The 25,092-nt window shown below is 65.4% G+C and carries 24 protein-coding genes; 12 read left to right on the top strand and 12 right to left on the bottom strand.

Translation table 11 applies throughout. The annotated features are described in order from the left end of the window. The 6 genes from ACT6UX_RS27635 to ACT6UX_RS27610 form a co-directional block, all read left to right on the top strand. Window positions 1-547: EipB family protein (locus ACT6UX_RS27635; RefSeq protein WP_444778376.1), on the top strand; the 547-nt coding region annotated here is incomplete at its 5' end. Between the two features lie 50 nt (window positions 548-597). Then, window positions 598-1,998 carry a cryptochrome/photolyase family protein gene (locus tag ACT6UX_RS27630; RefSeq protein WP_444778375.1) on the top strand — a complete coding sequence of 467 codons (1,401 nt, stop codon included), beginning with the start codon at window positions 598-600 and terminating at the stop codon, window positions 1,996-1,998. 24 nt (window positions 1,999-2,022) lie between these two features. Continuing rightward, entirely contained in the window at window positions 2,023-3,390 is a 1,368-nt protein-coding gene (locus ACT6UX_RS27625) for an NAD(P)/FAD-dependent oxidoreductase (RefSeq protein WP_444778374.1), read from the top strand. Then, window positions 3,387-4,160: a DUF1365 domain-containing protein gene (locus tag ACT6UX_RS27620; RefSeq protein WP_444778373.1), complete on the top strand. Its 774-nt coding sequence runs from the start codon at window positions 3,387-3,389 to the stop codon at window positions 4,158-4,160. The genes ACT6UX_RS27625 and ACT6UX_RS27620 overlap by 4 nt, the downstream gene beginning before the upstream one ends. A gap of 80 nt (window positions 4,161-4,240) precedes the next feature. Beyond that, window positions 4,241-5,350: a class I SAM-dependent methyltransferase gene (locus ACT6UX_RS27615; RefSeq protein WP_444778372.1), complete on the top strand. Its 1,110-nt coding sequence runs from the start codon at window positions 4,241-4,243 to the stop codon at window positions 5,348-5,350. A 59-nt stretch (window positions 5,351-5,409) separates the two neighbouring features. Beyond that, a complete protein-coding gene (locus ACT6UX_RS27610) occupies window positions 5,410-6,885 on the top strand; it encodes an MFS transporter (RefSeq protein WP_444778371.1) in 1,476 nt (491 codons plus the stop codon). On the opposite strand, the gene ACT6UX_RS27605 is transcribed toward ACT6UX_RS27610, so the two are convergent. Genes ACT6UX_RS27605 through ACT6UX_RS27585 form a run of 5 tightly spaced genes read right to left on the bottom strand, consistent with a single transcriptional unit; the run spans window position 6,882 to window position 11,224 of the window. Continuing rightward, window positions 6,882-7,961, bottom strand: coding sequence for a DUF1501 domain-containing protein (locus ACT6UX_RS27605; RefSeq protein WP_444778370.1), 1,080 nt, complete (start codon window positions 7,959-7,961; stop codon window positions 6,882-6,884). The two genes, ACT6UX_RS27610 and ACT6UX_RS27605, sit on opposite strands and share 4 nt — an antisense overlap. Window positions 7,962-7,971: 10 nt before the next feature. Beyond that, entirely contained in the window at window positions 7,972-9,534 is a 1,563-nt protein-coding gene (locus tag ACT6UX_RS27600) for a DUF1800 domain-containing protein (RefSeq protein ID WP_444778369.1), read from the bottom strand. 10 nt (window positions 9,535-9,544) lie between these two features. After that, a complete protein-coding gene (locus tag ACT6UX_RS27595; protein WP_444778368.1) occupies window positions 9,545-10,087 on the bottom strand; it encodes a Spy/CpxP family protein refolding chaperone in 543 nt (180 codons plus the stop codon). Between the two features lies 1 nt (window position 10,088). Further along, window positions 10,089-10,628 (bottom strand): hypothetical protein, encoded by a 540-nt coding sequence (locus ACT6UX_RS27590; protein WP_444778367.1) that lies wholly within the window; start codon window positions 10,626-10,628, stop codon window positions 10,089-10,091. A 38-nt stretch (window positions 10,629-10,666) separates the two neighbouring features. Continuing rightward, on the bottom strand, window positions 10,667-11,224 hold the full coding sequence (locus ACT6UX_RS27585; RefSeq protein ID WP_444778366.1) for an RNA polymerase sigma factor: 558 nt from the start codon (window positions 11,222-11,224) through the stop codon (window positions 10,667-10,669). Window positions 11,225-11,319: 95 nt separating this feature from the next. Between ACT6UX_RS27585 and ACT6UX_RS27580 the strand changes: the two genes are divergently transcribed. Next, entirely contained in the window at window positions 11,320-12,876 is a 1,557-nt protein-coding gene (locus ACT6UX_RS27580) for a gamma-glutamyltransferase family protein (protein ID WP_444778365.1), read from the top strand. 64 nt (window positions 12,877-12,940) lie between these two features. Here ACT6UX_RS27580 and ACT6UX_RS27575 read toward each other — a convergent pair whose 3' ends face one another. The 3 genes from ACT6UX_RS27575 to ACT6UX_RS27565 form a co-directional block, all read right to left on the bottom strand. Next, window positions 12,941-13,510 (bottom strand): TIGR00645 family protein, encoded by a 570-nt coding sequence (locus ACT6UX_RS27575; protein ID WP_444778364.1) that lies wholly within the window; start codon window positions 13,508-13,510, stop codon window positions 12,941-12,943. Window positions 13,511-13,602: 92 nt separating this feature from the next. Continuing rightward, window positions 13,603-15,861, bottom strand: coding sequence for a mechanosensitive ion channel family protein (locus tag ACT6UX_RS27570; RefSeq protein ID WP_444778363.1), 2,259 nt, complete (start codon window positions 15,859-15,861; stop codon window positions 13,603-13,605). A gap of 263 nt (window positions 15,862-16,124) precedes the next feature. Beyond that, window positions 16,125-17,735, bottom strand: coding sequence for a flavin-containing monooxygenase (locus tag ACT6UX_RS27565; RefSeq protein ID WP_444778362.1), 1,611 nt, complete (start codon window positions 17,733-17,735; stop codon window positions 16,125-16,127). 127 nt (window positions 17,736-17,862) lie between these two features. Between ACT6UX_RS27565 and ACT6UX_RS27560 the strand changes: the two genes are divergently transcribed. After that, window positions 17,863-18,042, top strand: a complete 180-nt coding sequence (locus ACT6UX_RS27560; protein WP_444778361.1) for a hypothetical protein — start codon at window positions 17,863-17,865, stop codon at window positions 18,040-18,042. 31 nt (window positions 18,043-18,073) lie between these two features. Here the strand turns inward: ACT6UX_RS27560 and ACT6UX_RS27555 are convergent, their stop codons facing one another. Beyond that, window positions 18,074-18,667, bottom strand: a complete 594-nt coding sequence (locus tag ACT6UX_RS27555) for an NAD(P)H-dependent oxidoreductase (protein ID WP_444778360.1) — start codon at window positions 18,665-18,667, stop codon at window positions 18,074-18,076. Window positions 18,668-18,719: 52 nt separating this feature from the next. Further along, complete coding sequence (locus ACT6UX_RS27550; RefSeq protein WP_444778359.1) at window positions 18,720-19,115, bottom strand: DUF333 domain-containing protein; 396 nt, start codon at window positions 19,113-19,115, stop codon at window positions 18,720-18,722. Between the two features lie 81 nt (window positions 19,116-19,196). Here ACT6UX_RS27550 and ACT6UX_RS27545 point away from each other — a divergent pair, with 81 nt between their 5' ends. Further along, complete coding sequence (locus tag ACT6UX_RS27545) at window positions 19,197-20,642, top strand: DHA2 family efflux MFS transporter permease subunit (protein WP_444778358.1); 1,446 nt, start codon at window positions 19,197-19,199, stop codon at window positions 20,640-20,642. On the opposite strand, the gene ACT6UX_RS27540 is transcribed toward ACT6UX_RS27545, so the two are convergent. Both ACT6UX_RS27540 and ACT6UX_RS27535 read right to left on the bottom strand, forming a co-directional pair. After that, window positions 20,639-21,136 (bottom strand): TspO/MBR family protein, encoded by a 498-nt coding sequence (locus ACT6UX_RS27540; protein ID WP_444778357.1) that lies wholly within the window; start codon window positions 21,134-21,136, stop codon window positions 20,639-20,641. The genes ACT6UX_RS27545 and ACT6UX_RS27540 overlap by 4 nt on opposite strands. Then, complete coding sequence (locus ACT6UX_RS27535) at window positions 21,133-21,804, bottom strand: DUF1345 domain-containing protein (RefSeq protein ID WP_444778356.1); 672 nt, start codon at window positions 21,802-21,804, stop codon at window positions 21,133-21,135. Before ACT6UX_RS27535 ends, ACT6UX_RS27540 begins: the two co-directional genes overlap by 4 nt. 62 nt (window positions 21,805-21,866) lie before the next feature. Here ACT6UX_RS27535 and ACT6UX_RS27530 point away from each other — a divergent pair, with 62 nt between their 5' ends. From ACT6UX_RS27530 to ACT6UX_RS27520, 3 genes are all read left to right on the top strand, one after another. Further along, a complete protein-coding gene (locus tag ACT6UX_RS27530; protein WP_444778355.1) occupies window positions 21,867-22,496 on the top strand; it encodes a trimeric intracellular cation channel family protein in 630 nt (209 codons plus the stop codon). Between the two features lie 113 nt (window positions 22,497-22,609). Then, the gene (locus ACT6UX_RS27525; protein WP_444778354.1) at window positions 22,610-23,386 is read left to right on the top strand and encodes an orotate phosphoribosyltransferase; all 777 of its coding nucleotides are present in this window, start codon (window positions 22,610-22,612) and stop codon (window positions 23,384-23,386) included. 27 nt (window positions 23,387-23,413) lie between these two features. Next, on the top strand, window positions 23,414-25,072 hold the full coding sequence (locus ACT6UX_RS27520; protein WP_444778353.1) for a peptide ABC transporter substrate-binding protein: 1,659 nt from the start codon (window positions 23,414-23,416) through the stop codon (window positions 25,070-25,072). The last annotated feature ends 20 nt before the right edge of the window (window positions 25,073-25,092 follow it).

Here is a 25,092-nt window from a genome sequence, read left to right as displayed (position 1 = left end):
CGCTGTGGAGCCGCGCAGCGGCAACAGCCTCCGCTACCAGACCACGCAGATTCAGAACGGCAACAAGCGCGAGACGAAGGGGCGGGTCCAGCGCGCCCAGGGCGAACTGCGCGCCGAGATCGCGACGGCCGGCACCCAGCCCTCCCAGTTCTTCCTACCCTTCGCCACATTGATGCCGGTGGCGGCGATCGACCACCTCACCGAACGGCTGCGCGCCAACGCCACGTCGTTCCCCGCGCTGATGTTCGACCCCGAGGTGATGGGCGACGGATTCCTGATCGACGTGACGCAGCTGGAAGACGGCCGCCTGCGGGCGGCTCGGCCGGTGGACAAGCAAGTTGCCCTGCCCAAGGGCAAGTCCTGGCCGGTGTCCATGAGCTTCACGCGTGGCCGCGACCAGGCCCAGCGCCCGCTCTTCTCCGTGACGGCACAGGTGTTCGAGAACGGCGTCCTCGACCGGCTGACCGTCGATACCCGCATGCTCACCGTGACCGCAGATCTCCAGAGCCTGGAGATGCGGCCGGCGCCCAACTGCCCGCGCTCCTGACCTAGCTCAAGGCTGATCATCCGTTCGTCCGCCATGTGCGTATCCCGCACATGTCGGTTTCGATCGTCTGGTTCCGCTGCGACCTACGCCTCTCGGACAACCCCGCGCTGATCAAGGCGCTGGAGGCCGGGCGTCCGGTCGTGCCGGTGTTTATTCTGGACGAAGAAACCCAGGGCGTGCGGCGGCTCGGTGCCGCTTCGCGGTGGTGGCTGCACTACAGCCTCCACGCGCTCGACGCCTCCCTGCGTCGGCTGGGATCGCGCCTTGTCTTGCGCCGCGGCCCCGCCCACAAGGTCCTCGGCGACCTCGCGGCCGAATGCGGGGCCTCATCCGTGTTCTGGAACCGGGTGTACGACCGGGCTGCACGCGAGCGCGATGCACGGTTGAAGACGTCGCTGTCCGAACGGGGTATCACGGTCGGGAGTTGCAAGGCCAACCTGCTCTACGAACCTTGGGACGTGACGACCCGCGGCGGCGACGCATTCAAGGTGTTCACGCCGTTCTGGCGCGCCTGCCGCACCCTGCCGCCGCCCTCCCCCCCGTTGCCTGCCCCGCAGCATGTCCCGGCGCCCGAATCGTGGCTGGCCGGTGACCCGCTCGCCTCATGGCACCTGCTGCCAACCGCGCCCGATTGGGCAGGCGGAATCCGCAACGCCTGGACGCCGGGCGAAGATGGCGCGAAGCAGCGGCTCGCCCATTTCCTCGACGAGGCGCTCGAAGATTATCGACAAGCGCGCGACCTGCCGGCGGTAGAGGGGACGTCCCGCCTGTCTCCCCATCTCGCGTTCGGCGAGATTTCACCCCGTCAGATCTGGCACGCCGCGATGACCCGGGGCGCCTCGGCCGCCACCGAAAAATTTCTGTCGGAAGTCGGCTGGCGCGAATTCGCCTACCACTTGATCTTCCACAACGACGGTCTGGCGGAGCGAAACTTCCGGCCCGAGTTCGATGCGTTCCCGTGGGCCGATCCCAACGAGGCGCTCACGGCCTGGCAACGCGGTCGGACGGGCTATCCCATCGTCGATGCCGGGATGCGCGAGCTCTGGACGACCGGCTGGATGCACAATCGCGTGCGCATGATCGCGGCGTCCTTTCTGACCAAGGACCTGCTGATCGACTGGCGCCAAGGGGAGCGCTGGTTCTGGGACACCCTGGTCGACGCCGACCTGGCGAACAATGCCACAGGCTGGCAGTGGGTCGCCGGCTGCGGCGCCGATGCCGCCCCCTACTTTCGTGTGTTCAATCCGGTTCTTCAGGGCGAAAAATTTGATCCTGACGGGGATTACGTCCGGCACTGGCTGCCGGAGCTCGCCCACCTGCCCGACAGCGCGATTCATCGTCCCTGGGAGGCTGCCGTGCCAACCGGTGTTTATCCGGCGCGGATCGTCGAGCACGGCGCCGCCCGGGACCGGGCGCTGGCCGCCTTCCAAACCATCAAAAAATCAGCTTAGAAGCATCGAGGGGAGCTTTCGAAAATGAAAATCGCCGTCATCGGCGCCGGCGTCTCCGGTCTCGGAGCCGCCTGGCTCCTCAGCCGCCGCCACGACGTGGTCGTCTACGAACGTGAGAACCGTTTCGGCGGACACTCCTGCACCGTCGAAGCCCCCACGACGCAGGGACGCCTGCCCGTCGATGTCGGCTTCATCGTCTTCAACGAGCGCAACTATCCCAACCTGATTGCGCTGTTCGACCATCTCGGCGTGCCGACCGAACCGTCCGACATGTCGTTCGCCGTCAGCCTCGACGAGGGCGGGTTCGAATATGCGAGTTCGTTCGCCGGCTACTTCGCCCAGCGCAGCAACCTCGCCCGTCCCTCCTTCCTGCGGATGACCCACGACATCCTGCGGTTTAACCGGATGGCGCCGCAGCTGCTCGACAAGTCGGAAGACCTAGACTTCACGATCGGCGACTTCATCGAGGAGGCAGGCTTTGGCGCGGCCTTCCGCGACCGCTATCTCGTGCCGATGGCGGCCTGCATCTGGTCGATGCCGTTGGGACGCATGCTCGACTACCCGGCACAGACATTCGCGCGCTTCTTCAACAATCACGGCCTGTTGACCATCGGGCCGCAGCTGCAATGGCGCACGGTGAGCGGCGGCAGCCGTTCCTATGTCGAGCGGATCGTTGCGCCGCTGCGCGCGCGCGCGCGGCTGGCGACGCCCGCCAGCGCCGTCCGGCGTCTTGGCGAGGGCGTGGAAGTGCGCGACGCGGGCGGCCACTGGGATCGCTTCGACCGGGTCGTGCTCGCCTGCCATGCCGACCAGGCTCTTTCCCTTCTCACCGACGCCGACCAGTCGGAGCGCGACCTGCTCGGCCGCTTCGCCTACTCGACCAACGAGGTATGGCTGCACGGCGACGAAAGCCTGATGCCGAAGCGCCGCAACGTCTGGGCGAGCTGGAACTACGTTGCCGACAGCCGCAGCCGCGACACTAACGTCAGCGTGACCTACTGGATGAACCGGCTGCAGAACCTGCCCGACAGCGCCCCGCTGTTCGTGTCGGTGAATCCCGGCCGCACGCCCGCGCCGGCGACGGCGCATGCCCGCTTCTCGTTCGAGCATCCGATGTACGACGCCGCAGCTATCCGAGCGCAGCGCGATCTGCATCGCATCCAGGGGGTACGCGGCACCTACTTCTGCGGCAGCTACTGCGGCTATGGCTTCCACGAGGACGCTTTGTCGGCGGGCCTCGACGTTGCCGAGCAACTGGGCGTCCACCGCCCCTGGCCGCGTCCCGACGAGCACCGCCGGATCGGCGACCCGCCGCGAGTCGTGGCCGACAGGCCGTCGATCCCGCCGCTGCCGATTCCGGTGGCCGCCCGCACCGCGGCCGAGACACCGTGAGCCGCGCCTCACCTCATTCGATCGTCGCCGCCACCGTCGTCCATCGGCGGCTGAGGCCGCGCGAGAACACGTTCCGCTACAAGGTGGGCTATCTCTGCCTCGGCCTCGATGCGGTCGAAACCGCGGCCGGCCGCTGGCTGAAGGTCGATCGCCGCGGCACCGTCTCCTTTCGCCGTGCCGACCATGGCGCAAGGGATGGTTCGGACCTCAAGCTCTGGCTCGGGGAAATCCTGCGCCAGCAGGGCGTCGCCGACTTCTGCGACGGCGAGGTCGTGCTGATGACGATGCCCCGCATGCTGGGCTACGTGTTCAACCCGGTGAGCTTCTGGTTCTGCCGCGACCAAACGGGGGCGCTCCGGGCCGTCCTCTGTGAGGTCAACAACACGTTCGGCGAAAGCCACTGCTACCTGGTCCATCACGACGACGGGGCGCCGATCGAGCCGGACCAATGGTTCGAAGGCCGCAAGGTGTTTCACGTCTCGCCTTTCCTGCCGATCGAGGGCGGCTATCGCTTCCGCTTTCGCCTCGACCACGAGCGCGCGCATGTCGACGTGAACTACCATGACGACCAGGGCCTGATGCTGGCGACGTCAGTGGGCGGGCGACGCGAGGCGCTGGACGATCGCGGCATCCTGCGGCGCTTCCTCGCCAACCCGACCATGACGCTGGGCGTCATGGTCCGGATCCACTGGCAGGCCTTGCATCTGTGGCGGAAGCGGGCGAGATTTTACACTAAGCCAGCACCGCCGTCGGAGCTCGTGACCCGCTGACTTGAACTTCGGACCGCATGCCCCTCGCCGCCCGGTTTATCCTTAAGTCCCTGGAACGTCTGTCCGTCGGTCGCCTGAGCGTGCGACTTCCCGACGGCAAGGTGCGCGTCTTCGGAAAGCCCGACGCATCGCCTTACGCCGAGATCGACGTGCGTGACTGGCGTTTCTTTCGCCGGGTGCTGCTCGACGGCGACATGGGGTTCGCCGAAGCCTACATGGAGGGCTTCTGCGAGTCGCCCGACCTGCCGACCCTGATCGGCCTGCTGCTCGCCAACGAGCAGGCTCTGGGGAAGATCACACGAACGAATTTCTTGCACGGGCTGCTGCTGAAGTTCCTGCACCGGCGGCATGAGAACACACGCGAGGGATCGAAGAAGAACATCCATGCCCACTACGACCTGGGCAACGAGTTCTATGGCCTGTGGCTCGACCCTTCCATGACCTACTCCTCCGCCCTCTACGAGGGCGCGGCGGAGAAAGCGCTCGAAGCCGCCCAGACAGCCAAGTACGAGCGCATCCTCTCTCAGCTCGGTGCACGCCAGGGGGACAGCATCCTGGAAATCGGATGCGGCTGGGGTGGCTTCGCCGAGGTCGCGGCGCGGCGCGGCATGCGGGTGACCGGCGTGACCATCTCCAAGGAGCAGCTCGACTATGCCCGTGCCCGGCTGCAGAAGGCCGGGCTGGCCGATAGCGTCGACCTCCAGTTCCGCGATTATCGCGACATCGAGGGCCGCTACGATCATATCGTCTCGATCGAGATGATCGAGGCGGTCGGCGAACGGTACTGGCCCGACTATTTCGCGACGCTGAAGCGCCATGTGGTGCCGGGCGGTTCGGCGATCGTACAGGCCATCGTCATCGCCGACGATTTCTTCGAGCGCTACCGCAAGCATCCGGACTTCATCCAGACCTACGTCTTCCCCGGCGGCATGCTCCTGTCTCCCTCGAGCATGCGCGAACAGTGCCGGCAGGCCGGCCTCAAGGTCGCCGAGCTCTACAGTTTCGGACTGGACTATGCGCGAACGCTGGAAACCTGGCTCGGGCGCTTCGACCGTGTCGCCGACCAGGTCGGTCGCATGGGCTTCGATGACCGCTTCCGGCGAATGTGGCGGTACTACCTGGCCTATTGTGCCGCAGGCTTTTCCATGCGCCGGACAGACGTTTTGCAGGCACACTTCAGGCATATATAACTGTCGGCAATCAAGAGGCCGCCGGTCAAAGGTGAGCCGAACAGGAAGGCAAAATCCGCGTGCATGCGCCCAAGTCCGGCCTCAGCTCGACGACGTCCATAAGGCTGCGTTTCGACCGTCTCGTCGCCTACTCCACCAACCAGCTGCCGCTCAACATGGCGGCCCTGCCTGTGGTTCTCAACGTCAGCCACTTCTACGGGGAGGTGCTCAAGGTGCCGCTCGGCATCATGGGCCTGATCTTCATCGCGACACGCGTGATCGACGCGGTGCAGGATCCGGTGATCGGCCTGATCAGCGACAAGTTCACCCATCGAGGCCCGCGCGGCCGCCTCACCTTCGTGGCGCTCATGCTGCCGCTGCTGATCGGCGGCTTCTATATGCTGTTCCATCCGCCGCAGTCCGTGTTCACCCAACCGGTATTGCTGGCGACCTGGCTGTTCGTCGCCCTTCTCGTAGTCCATCTCGGCTATGCTGGCGTGTCGATCAGCTATCACGCCCACGGGGCGGAGCTGACCGACGACTACAACGAGCGCACCCGGGTCACGGTCGGCCGCGAGGTCTTCGGCCTGATTGGCATGACCATGGCGGTCGTGCTCCCCACCTACTTCACCGCCCAGATGGGCGAGCATGCCGGCTACGTCTACATGGGGCTGATCTTCATCCCGATCGCCGTGCTTTTCTCCCTGCCGACCCTGCTCTGGTCGCCGCCGTCGGTGCATCCGCCGGTCGTGCGCGAAAATCCGGAGATCCATGTCCGGTATTTCCGCGACTGGTTGATCAGCCTGATGCCGTCGCTGTCGCGACCGACCCGAAACATGGAGCGAAGCTCCACGATCAAGACGCTGATCCCGTTCTTCGCGCCGCTGAAGAACAGGCTGTTTCGTCGCCTGCTGCTCGTCTTCATCGTCAATGGCGCGGCGCTGGGCGTCGCGGTCTCGGTAATGCTCTTCTACGTCGAGCATGTGCTGAAGGGGAACAAGCTGCAGGCCGGCATCATCCTGCTGGTCTATTTCGGCGCCGCCGCCGCCAGCGTGCCGCTCTGGATGCTGCTGTCCCGCCGCTTCAGCAAGACCGCCGCCTGGTTCATCGCCATGGTCCTGACGGCGGTGGCGATGTCGTTCGGCGTCTTCCTCGGCGCCGGCGACTTCGTCTGGTTCATGCCGATTGCCATCATCACCGGCTTGGGCATCGGGGCCGACTACGGCCTGCCGCCCTCGGTGCTGGCCGACATCATCAACTCCGATGAAGGCAAGGACACGAAGGGCGACACCGGCGCCTATTTCGGGCTGTGGGCGCTCTCGACCAAGTTGGCGACGGCCATCGGCGCCGCCGGCTCCCTGCCCGTGGCCGCGGTGCTGGGGTTCAATCCGTCGCAGGACCAGTACAGCGGGACGGCTCTGGTCATCGTCTATATCGTCGTTCCCGTGATCATCAAGATCATCGCAGCGCTGCTGATCTGGTACATCCGGATCGAGGCCGACCGCGGATCCGTGCGAGACGAACTCCTCGGGCGGGGCGTCTCCACGATCAACTAAGAGAGGAAACTCAGCCTCTGCGGCTGGCGCAGGCCGAAATCGTACGACTGGCCCCAGCAGCCCCGGGCCAGCGTGGCGAAGACGTTGCGGAAGTCGACCGCATGCCTGAGGTCTCCGTCCTGGAGATCCGACAGTGACGGGTAGGCGCCGTGGAGGCCTCCTTGTACGCTGCCTCCCATGACAAACTGCGGCGCTGACGTGCCGTGATCGGTACCGCCGCTGGCGTTCTGCTTGGCGCGACGGCCGAACTCCGAATAAGTCATCACGACGACGTCGCGCCACAGGTCGGCCGCGATCAGATTCCGACGCAACGTTGCGAGGCTCGCGGCAAGAAAGGCCAGCAGACGCTCGTGCGTGGGCGCTTGGTTGGCATGAGTGTCGAAGCCGCCCAACGCCACCTTGATGGCCACCACCGGCACCTTGGCCGCGAGGATCCTCGTCGCGAGGTCGAGTTGTCGACCCAGCTGATACTCCTGGCCATAGGCTTCGGCTGGCGCCGGCACGTCGTGAAGCCGGTCGCGGAGCCCCGCCGCTGCGGCATTGATCTCGCGCCGTACCGAGAGCAGGTGATGGAGAGCTGGATTGCCGCCATCGCCGGGCGCTGACGCCGAACGGATCGCGCCGGCCTGGCGCAGGAAATTCTCGGCGTCCTGCATCACGATGGTGCGCAATGACGGTCCGGTCGCCGGCAGCGCATTGGTGTCCGCCACGATGCAGTCGACGCCGACGCCCTTGGCCAGGCTGGCGCCGTTGAACGCCTGCGCGACCCAGCCCTCGCTCAATGTCTGCGACGACGCCGAGGCCGTATCCCAGATCTCGATCGACCGGAAATGCGAGCGGTTTGGATAGGGGTAACCGACGCCCTGGACGATCGCGAGATCGCCCGCCTCCCATGACTCCATCAGAGGCACGAGCTTCTCATGGAGACCGACCCTTTCGTCGAGCTGCAGGATGCGATCGCGGGGAACGCCGATCCCGGCGCGCAGTTCGCGGTACCTGGGGTCGGCATAGGGCACGAGCGTGTTCAGCCCGTCATTGCCCCCCTTCAGCTCGACCAGTAGGAGCGTACGGCCCATCCTGCCCTCCTCACTTCAGCTGGTAGGACGTGTCGAGCAGCGCCGACGCCACGATCGCGCCCGCGGACCCGCTCGGGTCCATGCCGTCGACCGGGTCACCCGGCAGGAGCGTGCGCAGCAGTGTGGCACTGTCGGCACTGGCCAGAGAGGGGCCGAGGCGCACCTCGTTGCCGGCATTGCGCAGGCTGCGGCCTTCGACGGGACGCGGCGGTTCCATCATCGTCCTGGCATCGGCGGCAGGAAGCTGCTCGCGGCGATCGGCCCGTCGATTGGGGCGGTCGGCCATCCGCATGCCCGCCTCCATCGGCGCTACGGTGGTCGCCTCGATCATGCGACGCAGGAACTGCTGGCGAAGCAGCAGCGTGTAGGTCGAGATCCAGCTCTCGCCGCCCGCCCACCCCTTCACGTTCGGCGGATCGAACGGCACCTGCCCCAGCCCCTGCAGCATACGCACCAGGCCCGTCTTCTCCGGCACCGGCAGGCCGAGCACATGGACTGATCCCACGATGAGGTCGACCGGCGACTTGATGAGCGCGCCGCGGTTGGCGCGGTCGCGGAAGGCAGCCGACAGGAAGAGCTCACGCATCAATGGCCCGATCTCGTAGCCCCCCTGGCGAAACCCTGCGGCGAGGCGCGTCACTTCGATAGGGTCGGGCCGCAGCGACACGAATTCGTGCCACAGCTTCTCGACGATCATCTCGGCCGTGCGCGGATGGGTGAGCAGGATCGTCAGGATTTCATCGCCGCCGAAGCGGCCGGACTTGCCGAGGAAGGTCTTCTGGCCGCCGTCATGCTGGCCAGGATGATCCACGAACTGTCCCGACTCGCGGTCGACGCTCCAGCCGGTGAACGCGCGCGCCGCCGCTTTTATGTCGGCCTCGCTGTAGTGCCCCTCACCCAGGGTGAAAAGCTCGAGCAGCTCGCGGGCGAAGTTCTCGTTGGGCTGCCGCGCCACCGACCCCCGGCCGTCGAGATAAATCAGCATCGCGGGATCGCGCGCGACGGCCTTGAGCAGGGTCGCGTAGTTGCCGAGCGCCTCCCGCCGGAACAGCGCGTTCTGGCGAAACAGGGACGACGGATAGCGCACCTTCGCCAGCGAGGAGGTGAAGTGGCCGTGCCAGAAAAGAGTCATGCGCTCGACCAGCGGCTGATCGGTCGCGATCATCTCCTCGACCCACCAGTTCTTCAGCTCGCGCCCCTGCTCCCGAACCGGCAGCGTGACCTCCAGTTTCTTGCCGTCGATACCCTGCTTGCGCTGGGCCTCGGCCGCCCTTTGACGGCGCTGGAGTTCCGTCGGTCCCATGCCGATCCAGTCGGGCGCGGGGGTCGTCGCCTCCCGGCGCGGATTGGAGACCAGCCGATCGACCGCGGCCGTGTAGTCGAGCACTTCGAATGCGTGGATTTCGGCCGGCGTCACACCGAACGAGGTGCGGGACAGCAGATGCCGCGCCTCGTCGAAGCCCATCGCCTGGGCCGCTCGTGCCGAATGGGCGAAACACAGCCCCGAGGAGAGGCCCACCGACAGGGCGGTGGCGCCTCCCACGAAGCTGCGACGGCCGAGGCGTGCACTCATGACAGCCCTCCTATTGCTGCGGTCGCGGCGGGCCTCCCGCCGGCGGACGAGGCGGTGCCGGCGGCGGAGCGACCCGATCGACCAGCAGTTCCAGCAAGCGTTCGCGCTGGTCCGGCCGCAGGGATGGCTGCAGTTCCATCAGGGTGCGCAGCGTTTCCTTCTGCTGCTCCGCGCGCAACTGGCTGACCTGGTCGATGAGACCGTCGATCTTGGCCATGTCCACGGGCGTACGTCCTATCTCGATACCCGTCTGCTCGCGGACTTGCTGAATCTGCCGCAGCCTCTCGCGGCGCTCGTTGGCGTAGCGATCGAATAGGTCCTTCATCCTCTGGCGCTGTTCGCCATCGAGACCGAGATCGCGGACGACCATCTCGACGGGATTGAAGCGCGGACCGCCCGGCTGTCCGGGCTGACCAGGTCCACCGCGTGGCGGTGGGGGTGGGTACATCTCGGACGGCGGGGCGATCCAGCTCCGATAGACGAAGCCGACCAGCACGAAGGTGTTCAGAAGCAGCGAAAGCGCCAACAGGGCGTGGAGAAGACGCGAATTCATGTCAGATGCCGTCGCCCGCGAAAAACTCGCTGACCTCGTTGGAGGCCGTCGTCTTCACATAGGCCGACTCGGTCGCCGAATATCCGTCGCGCTGCTGGGCGAGCGATTCGCCCAAGCCGCCGCCGACAACGAAGCCGCCCGTCGCGATCACCAGAGCCGCCACCGCCATCACGCCCTGCTGAAGCGCCTGACGCGGACCAGCGAAGAACCCCCGTCCGGAGAACCACCGTCCGAACAGGCCGCCGCGGGCGGTCCCCCGCTCCATCCCGAAATCGACCAGCGCGCGCGCCCGCACGATCATCCGCTCCGGCGCGGCCGGCAGCGGCGCGCCCAGGATATCGGCAAGGTCGAGCGCGGCCCGGCGCAGCACCGGATCGGCCGCGACAGCCGCCTCGATCGGCGCAGCCGCCTCTTCCGTAAGCCTGCCTTCGAGCCACGCGGCAAGATCCATCTCGCCGACCGCGGCAGGCGCGACCGACGGCTGGCTGGCGAGGCTCCGCCACAGCTCCTTGTCGCTCCTCGGGGTCCGCTGGGTACTCATGGGTTGCTCCTGCCCATACTACGCCAAAACATCGCACTTCATCCCCCGCCACCAGGCTCTTCCTCGCGGAAATGCGCCCGCAGCCGCTGCAGCGCCTTGTGATGGGTGCTGCGGATGGTCTGGGCATCCACCGACAGTATTTGTGCGACTTCCGTAACGTCTCGTTCCTCGTCGTACAGATACTTCAGGATCAGGACCTGTCGAGCCGTGAGCAAGCCGTCGGGGATCTTCAGCTTCTCGACATGCCGGTCCTCGACGCCGAGGAAAGCCTCCGGGACGTCGTCGATCGGCTCGGTTGCCTGTCGGCGCCGGCGCATATGATCGATGGCGCAGGACCGTGCCACCACCGACAACCATGTCGGCAGGCCAGCCCGGGCCTGATCGTAGGTTTTCAACAGCCTGAAATCCTGCGCGCACAGGCGGACGAACACGTCCTGGGCGGCGTCCATCACGTCGTCCTCTCCGACCCGGTAAGAGCTGAGCGTCCGGCGGACGACGGCGTTGATCAACGGCGCGGCGGCAAGGACGAACGCATCCCATGTGCGCTTGTCGCCCTTGGTGAGCGCCTGCAGATCGATCTGGTTCAGTTCAGCCACGCCCACGATCTTTCTGCCTGTCCGCCCTGCAGTTTAACGGGCTTTGTGGCGAAAAGGGGCCCCGCTACAGTCACTTCCCCACCTGAGGAGTATTGATGAGCGAGTCGCTGACACGGCAACTGAAATTCACAAAGCATGCGGTTCGCGGCAAGGGCGTCGTCGTCGCCCAGAACGCCAAGGCTGCCGAGGTCGGTGCCTCGATTCTGCGCAAGGGCGGCAACGCGATCGACGCGGCGGTGGCCACCGGCATGGCCATCGGCGCCCTCGAACCCTGGATGAGCGGCATCGGCGGCGTTGGCTTCATGACGATCTGGAGTGCCAGGGAGCGGCGCGCCTGGACGATCGACTACGGCCCCGTCTCGGCCAAGAAGCTCGATCCGTCGGTCTATGAGATCGTCGGCCCCGGCCCCGCCAACCCGTTCGCCTGGCCCGACATCAAGGAACAGCGCAACGAGGTCGGCTATCACTCGATCGCCGTACCCGGCATGGTCGCGGGTCTGGCCAAGGCGCTGGAACGCTTCGGCACCGTCGCCTGGAAGGACGTCCTGCAGCCCGGAGTCGAGATCGCCCAGCGCGGCATGGAACTCGACTGGTACATGCAGGTGATGATCGCCAACGGCGCCAAGCATCTCGAGAAGTTCCCCGCCTCCAAGGCCAACTATCTGTGCGACGACGGACGCGTCCCCGCCAGCGACTGGGCCGGCACCCGCCGCTACATCAAGCTCGGCAACCTCGGCGAGACGATGCGCCGGCTGGCCGAAGCGGGCCCGCGCGAATACTACGAAGGCAGCCTGGCGCGCGACATCGCCGCCGATCTGCAGGCCGGCGGCTCGGCCATTTCCTACGACGACCTGGCGAGCTACGAAGCGAAGATCGTCGATCCCCTCGCGTTCGAGCATAACGGCGTCACCATCAACGTCGCGGGCGGCCTCACCGCCGGTCCGACCCTGCGCCGTGCCATCGAACTCGCGGGCGCCGCGACCAAGGGCACGGGCGCGCCCGGCGCCGACTTCTTCGCCGCCATCGCCGAGGGCATGCACAAGGCCTACGAAGAGCGGCTGAAGACGCTGGGCGACAAGCCGACCGATACCTGCACCACGCATTTCTGTGTCGCCGATTCCGAAGGCAACATGGTGGCGCTGACCCAGACCCTGATGAGCCTGTTCGGCTCCTGCGTGATGCTGCCCAAGACCGGCATCACCATGAACAACGGCATGCTGTGGTTCGACCCGGAACCCAACCGCCCCAACTCGATCGCCCCGGGCAAGAAGCCGCTTTGCAACATCTGCCCTGTCGTCGTGGTGAAGGACGGCCAGCCGTGGTTCTGCATCGGCGCGTCCGGCGGGCGGCGCATCGTACCGGCCGTCTCCCAGCTCTCGCTGATGATGATCGACCGCGGCATGGACGTGGAAGCGGCCTTCCATCAGCCGAGGGTCGACATTTCCGGCGTCGGCCCCATTCGGGTGAACCGCGACCTGCCCGACGAGGTGAAGAAGGCGATCGCGGCGAAGCTGCCGATGGTCGAGGTCGACAATCCGGTCTCGCCGCTCGGCTTCGCCAATCCGTCCTGCATCGTTCGCGATCCCAAGACCGGCGAACTCACCGGCATGAACGAAATCATGTCGCCCTGGGCGGGTGGCGCGGCGCAGTAGTCTCCAGCCTCCTCCCGCTGGCGCCCTGCCGGCGGGAGGATATTCGGCGCGCCGTCGCGGTCGTTCAGTGATGGCGGCCGGGCGGCTGGGAGATGCGGTCGACGATGGCGATGCCCACGGCCGACAGGATGAACAGGGCGTGGATGATCGCCTGCCACATGATGGCCGCTTCCGTGTACGTGGCGTTCGGCTTTCCGAGGCTGCCGGCTTCGATGAAGGTCCTGAGCAGGTGGATCGACGAGATGCCGATGATCGCCATCGCCAGCTTGATCTTGAGCACGCTCGCATTGACGTGGCTCAGCCATTCCGGCTGGTCGGGATGGCGGTTCAATTCCATGCGCGACACGAAGGTCTCGTAACCGCCCACGATCACCATGATCAGCAGGTTGGAGATCATGACCACGTCGATCAGGCCCAGCACGATCAGCATGGCCTGCAATTCGGTCACGCTGGGGCTCTCGACGACGAGGTGCAGCAGTTCCTTCAGGAACAGGAAGACGTAGACGACCTGCGCCACGATCAGCCCCAGATAGAGCGGAAGCTGGAGCCATCGTGACGCGAAGATGAACCGGGGGATCGGCCGCAGGCTGCGGGGGTCACGTGCGGGTTCGGAACGCGCTTCTTCGGTCGCCATGTATGCCCTCTCCAGAGATTCGGGAGGCGCATTTGCCCGATCTGCCCGGGCACGGCAACCGGTCTGCGACTACAGCCTCGAAGAAAGCTCCATCAGCCCGCCGCCGCCGGCACGTTAGCGGGTGGAGGAACCAGTGGCAGGCCGTCGTTGCCCGAATCGTTAGAGGCCGAGCCGGTGTGCACGACGACGTTGGCGCCGTCCTTCGCGAATTCGAAGCCGAGAGCCGGGAACGTGCTGAACATGCGCTTCATGGCCTCGCGCTGGATGGCGGCCGGATTGCCCGGCCGGGCCGTGAACTTGAACCGCACGAGGATGGCGTTGCCGGTGATGTCCGCCACACCCTGCATCTTGAAGGGCGCCAGAATCTGGTCGGCGATGGCCGGCATCTCCATCATGTCGGCGCCGATCTTCTTGGACGCCTTGCGCAGCTTCTCGATGTCCGTGTCGCGGGCGAAGCGCAGGTTGAACTTGGTGGTGATCCAGTCACGGCTGAAATTGGTGATCTGGCCGAGCTGTCCGAACGGGATCGTGTGCACCTGGCCGTTCTGATGGCGCAGCTTGATCGAGCGCAGGGTGAATCCCTCCACCGTGCCCTTGGCCTTGCCGCAGTCGATATACTCGCCGACCCGGAAGGCATCGTCCGAAAGGTAGAACAGCCCCGAGACGATGTCCTTCACCAGCGTCTGGCTGCCGAAGGAGATGGCGATGCCGAACACCGAGGCGCCGGCGATCAGCGGGGTGATGTTGATGCCGAAATCCTGCAGCGCGATCATCACCGCGACCAGGATGATCAGAACAGCCGCGGTACGCCGCATCAGCGGCATCATGGTGCTGAGCCGCGAAGCCGGACCAGCCGCCGCGTCGCCGTCGGCAATCGCCTGGGCGGCATCCTTCGTCTTCGGCCCCATATAGGGCTCGGTCATATATTTGAAGAGCTCCCAAGCCACGAAGGCCACGAACAGCGTGACTCCCGCAGTCCGCGAAGAATTCGTAAGCTGCTCCCATTCGCTGACGTTCACCAGACCCAGCACATTCACGACCCAGCTTTCGGCGATCACCACCGCGGCGCCGATGAGAACCGCGACGCGGATGCAGCGTGCCACCACGTCCGGCAGCTTCGGCGTCGAGCTGGCCGGGGTGCGACCGGCGAGCTGTGAGTCGAGACGACGCACGAAGGCCTGCATCAGCGTCTCGAAGATCAGAACGCCGACGACCAGGTTCAGCGTCAGGACCATCGCCGAGCCGACATGCATGGCCCCGGAAACGGCGCCGTAGATGAGGGTGATGCCCAGTGCGATGAAGAACAGGGGTGCGATCGGGATCCACCTGCGGCCGAGGCCGCCGATCACGGGCGCAAGCTCTCCCAGGCCGCCGAACCACTGCTGCGCGGCAACGCGCGAGCGGTAGGCCAACCACAGGAACGTCACCAGATAGAGGAAGCCGCCGAGGACCTGGAATGCCGCGAGGGCGTCCACCGGCGTACGAATGGCGACCAGTATCTGGCCCACGATACGCATCAGGACGATGACCAGCATCACCGCAGCGATCCGCAGGTACATGGCCTTTGCCTCGCGGTCGTCGACCGCACAGAGCCGCGCCGTCGGCAGCTCTGGCTGCAGGACGATGCGAAACAGCAGGACATAGAGACGCCAGGAGAAGATGCCGGCCAGCACCGCGGCGGCCAGCCTGTCCTGCCCGGTGGTTCCGGTGAACCAGGCGCCGGTAGCAGCGTTGCAGATCAACCAGACGGCAAGCACGCCCAGCCCGTCCAGCAGGGCGAGGCCCACGAGATGGGCGATTGATCGCACGCCAAGCTCGGGGGCCGCGCCCGCCGCGAGGCGCACCCTGAACCGGTGGAGAAGGAGGCGCAGGATGGCCTCGGCCGCGACGGCCGCCACCGCCACCGCGCACAGAAGAAGCAGGAAGGTCGACGCCCCTCGTCCGCCGACCGTCTGCTGGTCGAGGAGGTTGGGAATGCGCGCAAGCTGAGTGCCAAGCACCGGAATCGCATTGGCGACCTTGACCGTGCCATCGATGAATGCGGCGAAAGGATCGGGCCCGGTCTTCGGTTCAACCCGCACGATCTTGGGCGGCGGCGGCGCCTTGGACTTTGCCTTGGATTCGGACGCTGCGGGCGCCGGAGTCGCGGCTGGCGCCGACACCGCGGCCGGCGCGTGGGCACCTTCGGCCTTCAGCTTCTCGGAGACGGAATTGCTGATCGCATCGACCAGCGAGTCGAACTGCTCCTGCGATAGTCCGGCGGGCGGCGACGTCGGCACCTGAGCCTGAGCCGAGACGCCCAGACCCACGGCAAGCGTCAACGCCAATGCGAGCATGCGAAGAGCGTTCACAATCCAGATCCTTCCGTAAGCCAGGTGCCGTCGAGGCAGTAGTTTCCGTCTTCTACACTACTTCCGTATGTTTTCGAACCCTGTTCAGGGTTGCGTGGGGACGGCCTTGTCATTGGGCGAGCGGCTCGTCACATTTCCGCTCAACCGGCGAATGAGCTTCGCGCGACGTCATGAACAAGGAGTTGTTGCTCCTGGCCTGGCTAGCGCTGCCCTTCACCTCACCCCAGGTGCGAGCCACCGTCCCCAGCTGGTTCGGACGCTGATTATCCCAGGTCCATTTCGCGGTAGCCGGCGGCCGCGACCTCGTCGCAGCGGGCACGATAGGCCGGGGCGCTGCCGCTATAGCGCGCGATGCGCCGGATCTGCTTGCCCTCGACATTCGTATTCACGCCGGTGAACCACGAATTAACCTCGTTGGACAGCAGACCGGCCGACGCTTCTTGGACGGTCTTCATCCAGGCCTCCACCCCGTCCGGCCGCGCATCGATCCTGGTCAGGCCGCGATCACGCATGAAGCGCAACAGATCGGTCACCCATTCGACGTTGTATTCGATACTGCGCGGGATGTTGCCCAGCGCCGTGTGAGGTCCGAGCAGCATCAGCATGTTGGGGAAACCCTCCACCGACATGCCGACAAAGGTTTCCGCCCCCTCCGCCCACTTGTCCTTGAGCTTCGCGCCGCCGACGCCGCGGATGTCGATGCGGTCGAAGGCGCCGGTCAGGGCGTCGAACCCCGTGGCATAGATGATCATGTCGAAGTCATAGTCGCGCGCGCTGGTTCGGATGCCGGCCGGGGTGATCCTTTCGATCGGCGTCTCGGTGAGATCGACCAGCTCGACGTTGGGCTGGTTGTAGACCTCATAATAGCGGGTCTCGAGCGGCACGCGGCGGGTGCCGAAGCCGTGGTTCTTCGGAATGAGCTTCTCGGCGACCTTGGGATCCTTTACCCGGCTCCTGATCTTCCGAGCGACGAAGTCGGAAATCAGGGCGTTGGCTTCCCTGTTGGTCAGGATGTCGTTGAAATTCCCCACCCAGATACCGAATCCGGGCTCGCCATAGAGCTTTTCGAAGAACGCCTCTCGCTCCTCGGGCGTCACGTCGAACGTGCCACGCGGATCGGCGGTGTGCAGGAAGCAGGCAAAGGTCTCCTGGCAACGCCGGAAGATCTCCGGATAGTCCGCACGGATACGTGCCATCTCGGCGGAATCGATCTTTCGGTTGTGCAGAGGTGCGCACCAGTTGGGCGTGCGCTGGAAGACGGTCAGGGACTTGGCCGTCTTGGCCACCTCCTGAATGGTCTGCACGCCGGTCGCGCCGGTGCCGATCACCGCTATTCTCTTGCCCTCGAAGCTCACCGGCTCATGCGGCCAACGCGCAGTATGGCAGCTCTGGCCCTCGAAACTGTCCACGCCGTCGATGCGCGGCATCGTGAAGGCCGACAGGGGCCCGATGGCCGTGATCAGGAAACGGGCCGTGCTACGGCTGCCATCCTCGAGCGTCACCTGCCAGCTCCGGCTTTCCTCGTGCCAGTGGGCGGACATGACCTTGCTGCGGAACTGGATGTCGCGGCGCAGGTCGAACCGGTCGGCGACATGGTTGAGGTAACGCAGGGTCTCGGGTTGGGGCGAAAAGTGCTCGGTCCAGTCCCACTCCTCCAGCAGCTCCTGGGAAAAGGAATAGCCGTAGGAATAGCTCTCCGAGTCGAAGCGTGCGCCGGGATAGCGGTTCCAGTACCAGGTGCCGCCGAGACCCGTACCAGACTCGAACACTCGGACTTTCAGGCCGAGTTCGCGAAGGCGGTAAAGCTGGAACAGGCCGGACATGCCGGCACCGACGATGATCGCGTCGAAATCAGGACCTTGCTCGGAAGACATGGCGCTACCCTAGCGGCCCGTGTGGCCTGTCTGCAACGCATCACCACCGCACAGCGCCCTGCGTTCGGACGCAACCGATGTGCATGGTTCCCGTTGCGCTCCATCAATTGAAGTCAAAGGAACGCCCATGATCAAGTCAATCGTTATCGTTACGCTGATCGGCACGGTTGTCGCCGGCTGTTCGGTTCGCAGCGAACGCGTCGTGGAGGTTCCGGCCCAGACCACGACCCAGCGGACCACGACTGTCTCGTCCGATCCCTATACGCCGACGACGACCACCACGACTTATTCGACCCCTACCCGCTAATCTTTTCCGAGAGACGTCTAAGGGCGCGGCTTCACCGGATTCGGGAGAGCCGCGCCTTTACCTTGTCGAGATAGGTTTCGCGCGACCTCGGGGTGGAATGATCCATATCGTAATGGGCCAGCCAGAAGGTCGACACGCCCTTGGCGCACATCTGCTTCAGCCCGCGCGTGAACACCTTGCGACCAGGGTCGCCCGCGAACAGGCGAACAATCCACCACGGCGAGCCGAAGGTCGTAACAACCCCCAGCAGCTTGATGTTTCGGAGGTTCGGCTCGAGGTGGTTGTCTGTGGCATCGTAGACAAACGCGGTGCCCGGTCCCCAGACGCGATCGACATATCCCTTGAGCATGGCGGGCATCGAGTACCACCAGTGCGGAAAGCAGAAGATGACCCCGTCGACGGTGGTCAGGGTTTCGACGTAAGGAGCGACGGCCGAATCGTCGTACCCGTTGCCCATATAGGTTCGGCGCTCGGTCTCCGTCATCGCTGGTTGGAAGCCCTCCTGGTAAAGATCGGTTGCGACCACGTCGTGACCGCTCTCCTCCAGTGTCTCCACGATCGCCTGGAAGAGTGCGTGGTTGAAGCTGTCTGGGAGCGGATGGCAGTAGATGACCTGAATGCGCATGACGGACCCCAACGCTGTCGGTAAGGCCGCGTTGCGCGACCAGCCCCCCGCCCTAACGCCCGGAGCAGGTTCCAGCGTAGTAGGCCTCCGCCTCGCACAGCTTGCCGTTCGGAAGGGCACAATTTCCGAGTTCCGGCATCGCACCGGGAGGGGACGTGACCGAATAGCGCCCGCCGGTAATGGCGCAGTAACGCCCCGCCGGGGTAGCGAAGCCGGTGACCCGCAGGCCCGTCTTCGGGCACTCACCCCGCAGGAGCGCCCATTCCTCGCACTGGTAATTGTCCGCGAAGACGCAGACCCCGAATTCGCCGCCGTCGGGCCGACGGTCGATCGTCAGCGTACCGCCCTGCTGCCCGCAGTTCACCGACGCCGGATTGGCCAAGCGGGGCTGAGCGCCGGCGCCTGCCGCCCATAGCAGAATTATGACTGAAACGATGGTCCGGTACATGCAGGCCTCCTGTCGAACACTATACGAATCGGTGCATTGCGTCCGCAGCCGGTCCGGGGCCAGACTGAGAACGAAACAGACATGAGCGCGCCTTCCTCCCCCCTGCCCGACGACAGCATCAAGCGGCTCCTTCCCTGGCTGGTCGCCGTGGCGTTCTTCATGCAGTCGCTCGACACGACCATCCTGAACACCGCCGTGCCGGCCATTGCCCAGGCGATGGACGTGACGCCCCTCAATGTGAAGTCGGTGCTGGCGAGCTATACGCTGAGCCTTGCGGTCTTCATCCCCGTGAGCGGCTGGATGGCCGACCGGTTCGGGACGCGCCGCGTCTTCGTGGCCGCGATCGCCGTATTTTGTCTCGGATCGCTGCTCTGCGGCATCTCGACCAGCATCGATATGCTGGTGGCGTGCCGCGTGCTGCAGGGTGTGGGCGGCGCCATGATGATGCCGGTCGGCCGCATGACCCTCGCCCGCACCTACGGCAAGGCTGATCTGGTCAGGGCCATGAGCTTCGTCGCCATTCCCAGCCTGATCGGCCCCATGATCGGCCCGGTGGCGGGCGGTGCGATCGTCCACTGGCTGCACTGGAGCATCGTCTTCTTCGTCAACATTCCCGTAGGAATCGTCGGCCTTTACTTCGTCGGCCGCTACCTGCCCGACTATCGCGAGCAGAAGACCCATCGGCTGGACATCCTTGGCTTGGTCCTGTTTGGCGGGGGCATCGCCCTGCTCTCCTATGTGCTCGAAGTTTTCGGCGACAACACCCTCTCAGGCCAGGAGATCGTCGTCCTTCTGGCGGTGTCGGCGGCGATGCTCGCGGGCTACGGCATCCGCGCCATGCTGACCGAATTCCCGCTGCTCAATCTCGGCCTGTTCAGGATCCGCACCTTCCGGGCGGCCGTGAACGGTGGCTTCTTCACCCGGCTGGGGCTGGGCGGCATCCCGTTCCTGTTTCCCCTGCTCTATCAGATCGGGCTCGGCTTCTCGCCGATCCAGTCGGGCCTGCTGGTGCTGCCGCAGGCCGTCGCCTCGATCGGGCTCAAGAGCTTCATGCCGGCGATCCTGGCCCGCTTCGGCTATCGCAACGTGCTGGTCTTCAACACGATCGTCGTCGGACTGCTCATCATGTCGTTCGCCACCGTCGGCGCCGAAACGCCGATCTGGCGCATCGTCCTGCAGGCCTTCGTGCTGGGGCTGTTCACATCGATGCAGTACACGAGCATGAACACGCTGGTTTATGCCGATGTGTCAGGGCCACAGACCAGCGGCGCCAGTACGATCGCATCCACCGGCCAGCAGCTCTCGATCAGCTTCGGCGTGGCCGGGGCCTCCCTGATCGCCGCGATGTTCGTGCCCGCCGAGATGCACTCCCATGCCGGCGCCATGATCTACGGCGTACAGCGGGCCTTCCTGATCCTGGGCGTCATGACGATAGCCTCATCCGTCGTGTTCATGGAGCTGAAGGCCGACGATGGCGGCGACATCAGCAAGCACGACAAGTCCGCCGATCATCCGCACGAGCACTAGTTCAAGCGCCAGACGGCAATGTTCAGGATCGTCGCGAAGGCGATCCAGGCCAGATAGGGTATCAGAAGCCACTCTGCGAAGCGGTCGACCCGCCGGAACATCAGGGCCGTTGCCAGCACGAGCAAATCGAGCGCGATGATGACGATCACGGCGAGGCCGGGATTGCGGAGTCCGAAGAAGGCCACGCTCCAGCCCAGGTTGACCGCCAGTTGCAGGGCGAAGACCGCGAGCGGGCCACGGGCCGTGTCGCGGTCGGCCGCGCGCCAGACCCGCCAGGCGGCCACGCCCATCATGACGTAGAGCGCGGTCCAGACGGGGCCAAAGACCCAGTTCGGCGGATTGAACGACGGCTTGTTCAGCGTCGGATACCACTCCATCACGCTGGAGGCGGTCACAGCACCGCCCAGGCCCCCGATACCGAGGCAGATGCCGACCGACAAGGCGAGGGCCAGCAGGTCTCTGCCGGTGCCGGGATCAGATCGTTTGGCGCTCATGACAGCAGGCTCGCTCCGACGTTGATGGTGAGGGCGAGGATCGCCGTATTGAATACGAACGAAACGATGCCGTGGACGAGTGTCACGCGCCGCATGGCAGACGACACCGTGCCGACGTCGCCGGTCTGCGCCGCGCAGCCGATCACGAAGGAATAGTAGACGAAGTCCCAATAGTCCGGCGGACGGTCGCCCGGGAATTCCAGGCCGCCAGGCCCGTCATCGTCGGGCCGGTAATAGACATTGGCATAGTGCAGCGTGAACACGAGATGCGTGAACGTCCAGGAAAGGGCCACGGTTGCGCCGGTGAGCACGAGCGCCTGCCAGAGGGAGCCCTGCGGCGCCTTGAGGACCGCCAGTTCGGCGAAGATCGTGGCGAAACTCGCGCTGGCGCTTACGACGACCACCAGGAGGATGACCCAGTCGCCTTCGTCGTAGTAGGCCGCCCGGGCGTAGCAGGTTTCGACCGTGGACCTTGCGATCATGACGAGTGTCATGACGATGTAGGCCAGGGCCATCAGGTCCCATCCGAGGAGGATCCTCGTAGCCATCCGCATGTCCTGCGGCAGCATCAGAAACAGGGCGAACCCTGCCGCCAGTGCGATCAGCAGCCTCGTGCGGGCTCGGACGAAGCGGCGAAAGCCGCTGGACGGGACGGAGGACTCGGTCATGCGGGTTCCCATTTAGCACTCGGCGGCTCGGCGGCGGACGGCAATCGCTGTAATGTCCCGGGATGTTCTTCGACGCGATGGATCTGGCCGCTACGTTCGTGTTCGCCATCAGTGGTGCCACGCGGGGCGTGCGCAAGCAGCTGGATCTGTTCGGCGTGCTTGTGGTCGCCTGGCTGGCCGGAGTCGCCGGCGGACTGGCGCGCGACCTTCTGATCGGCGCCGTGCCGCCGGCCGCCATCGTCGACTGGCGCTATCTGGCGGCAACGGCGGCGGCGGGGCTGCTTGGATTCTTCGCTTCAGACGTGATCGACCGGCTACGCACGCCGGTCCTGCTATTCGACGCCGCCGGCCTCTGCCTGTTCGCCGTCACAGGGACCGAGAAGGCCCTTCTGTATGGTCTCAGCCCGCTGATGGCGGCCATGCTGGGCACGGTGACCTGCATCGGCGGCGGCGTGGCGCGGGACCTCCTCACCCTCCAGGTCCCGACGGTGCTTCGCTCCGAGCTCTACGCCGTAGCGGCCCTCGCGGGAGCCGGCACGATCTCCCTGGGCTTCTGGGTCGGCTGGCCCATGCTTCCTACCGCACTGGCAGGGGCCGGCATCTGCCTGTTCCTGCGCCTGATGTCGATCTACCGGGGGTGGCGCCTGCCCGTTGCGGTCACCCGGCACAAGTTTCACCCGGAGACTGACTAATATTTCGCCTTCTTCTCGCCTGATTGCTCCTCCTGCCCTTGCCGGGTGGGGTGCGTGGAGGCTAAACACACGGCCGTCATTTTGTCGCAAGCGGCGTGGGGGAAAAGAGCAGCATGGCGACGAAGAAGAAGACCAAGTCGGCTGGAACCGCGCCCGCAACCAAGGCGGCCAAGAAGTTGACTCCAAAAGCGAATTCGGACCGCGCCAGTGGGACACCGGAAGCGCGCGACACCGCCCGTCTCCTGCTGGAGATCGAGGCCATTCATTGCCGCCCGGAAAACCCGTACATCTTCACCTCCGGGCGGGCGAGCCCGGTCTATATTGACTGCCGCAAGATCATTTCCTTTCCGGAGGCCCGGGCCAAGATCATGGCCCACGCCTACAAGGTGATCGAGAAAGCGATCGGCTGGAACAAGATCGACGTGGTGGCCGGCGGCGAGACCGCGGGCATCCCGTTCGCCGCCTTCCTGGCGGCCCTCTCCAAGAAGCCCATGATCTACGTGCGCAAACAGCCGAAGGGATTCGGGCGCATGGCTCAGATCGAGGGCGAGCTGAAGCCCGGCAAGCGCGTCCTCCTCGTCGAGGACCTCGCCACCGATGGCGGCAGCAAGCTGGTGTTCATCGAGGCACTGAAGAAGGCCGAAGCCAAGGTCACCGACTGTTTCGTGGTCTTCCACTACGGCATCTTCCCGCAGAGCATCGAGATGCTGGCCGCGGCGGGCGTCAAGCTGCATGCGCTGGCCACCTGGTGGGATGCGCTGGAAGCCGCCGAAAAGCACAAATACTTCGACGAGATGGGCCTGACCGAGACCCGCGCCTTCCTCGAGGAGCCCGAGAAGTGGTCGGCCAGCCACGGCGGCCGTCCGCCGTCGCGCGCGCTGGGCCGCTAGCCGCCTGTTTGATACGGTGCGGCGGACATGATCCGCCGCCTCCTCTCGACCCTTCTGGCGCTCGGCGCCCTCGCCTCTCCTGCCGCCGTCAAGGCGCAGGCCAAGGACGAACTCGTCGTGGCCATGACCCAGATGCCAGGCACCTGGAACCCGATCATCAGTTCCATGCTCGCGAAGTCGCTGATCGCCAACATGACGGCGCGGCCGGTCACGGCGTATGACGCCGACTGGAAGTTGGTCTGCCTGGTTTGCACGGAATTGCCGACGATCGAGAACGGCAAGGCCCGCGTGGTCGATCTTGGCAACAACAAGAAAGGCATGGAGATCGACGTCGAGCTGCGCGACATGCGCTGGGGCGACGGCACGCCGGTAACCGCGAAAGACGTGGCCTTTACCCTGGAGGTTGGCAAGCATCCACTGTCGGGTGTCGCTTCTTCAGAGGGTTACAAGCGGATCATCAAGCTCGACGTGAAGGACGACCGTCGCTTCACCATGACGATCGACCGCGTCACCTTCGACTACAACAGCATCGGCCTGCAGCTCCTGCCCGCGCATATCGAGAAGCCGATCTTCGACGCCAACCCGGCCGAGTATCGCAACAAGACCGCCTACGACACCCAGTCGACCAATCCCGGCCTCGCCTTCGGCCCCTACCGCCTCACCGAGATCGTTCCCGGCAGCCGGGTCGTGCTGGAGCAGAATCCGACCTGGACGGGCGAGAAGCCGCATTTCAAGCGCATCACGGTGCGCATCATCGAGAACACCGCCGCGCTGGAAGCCAATCTCCTGTCGGGCAGCGTCGACTATGTACTGGGCGAACTCGGCCTGTCGCTCGACCAGGCCATCGCCTTCGAGAAGCGCCACAAGGACAAGTACAACGTCGTCTACAAGCCGGCGCTGATCTGGGAACATATCGACGTCAATCTCGACAACAAGCTGCTGGCCGACCGGCGGGTGCGCCAGGCCATGCTGCTGGCGATCGACCGCAAGGCCATCTCGGAGAAGCTTTTCGAGGGCAAGCAGCCGATCGCCCATGGCGGGATCAGCGAACTCGACCCGATGTTCAGCCCGGCGGCCCGCCAGTACGGCTACGATCCGGCGGCCGCCCGCAAGCTGCTGGACGAAGTCGGGTTCTCGACCCTCCGCAACAACGTCCGCCACAACGCGGCCGGCGAGAAGCTGTCGATCGAGCTGGGCACGACCGCGGGCAACAGGGTGCGCGAACTGGTGGCGCAGGTGATCCAGAGCCAGCTCCGCCAAATCGGCATCGAGGTGCGCCTCAAGGCAGAGCCCCCGCGCATCTTCTTCGACGCGATGGGCAAGCGGACCTACAGCGGGCTCGGCATGTATGCCTGGGTGCAGCGGCCGGAGGGCGTGCCGCGCTCGTCGCTCCACTCCCAGGAAATCCCCTCGGTCGCCAACGGCTGGAGCGGCCAGAACTACCCGGGCTACGCCAACCCGGAGATGGACAAGGCACTGGACGCCGCCGAACGTGAATTTGACGTCGTCAAGCGACGTGCTCTGTTCGCCGAAATCCAGAAACTGGCGGCCGACGACCTGCCGTCCCTGCCGCTGTTCTTCCGCGTCGACCCGTTCGTGATCCCCAAGCCGCTCAAGGGCGTGACACCGACCGGCACACTCAACAGCTCGACCCTGTGGGTCGAACAGTGGCGCTGGGAAAATTAGATGACGACAAGATCTCCGGG

Source organism: Reyranella sp. (assembly GCF_052439685.1).
Taxonomy (GTDB): domain Bacteria; phylum Pseudomonadota; class Alphaproteobacteria; order Reyranellales; family Reyranellaceae; genus Reyranella.
This window is presented reverse-complemented; position numbering and strand designations above follow the sequence as displayed.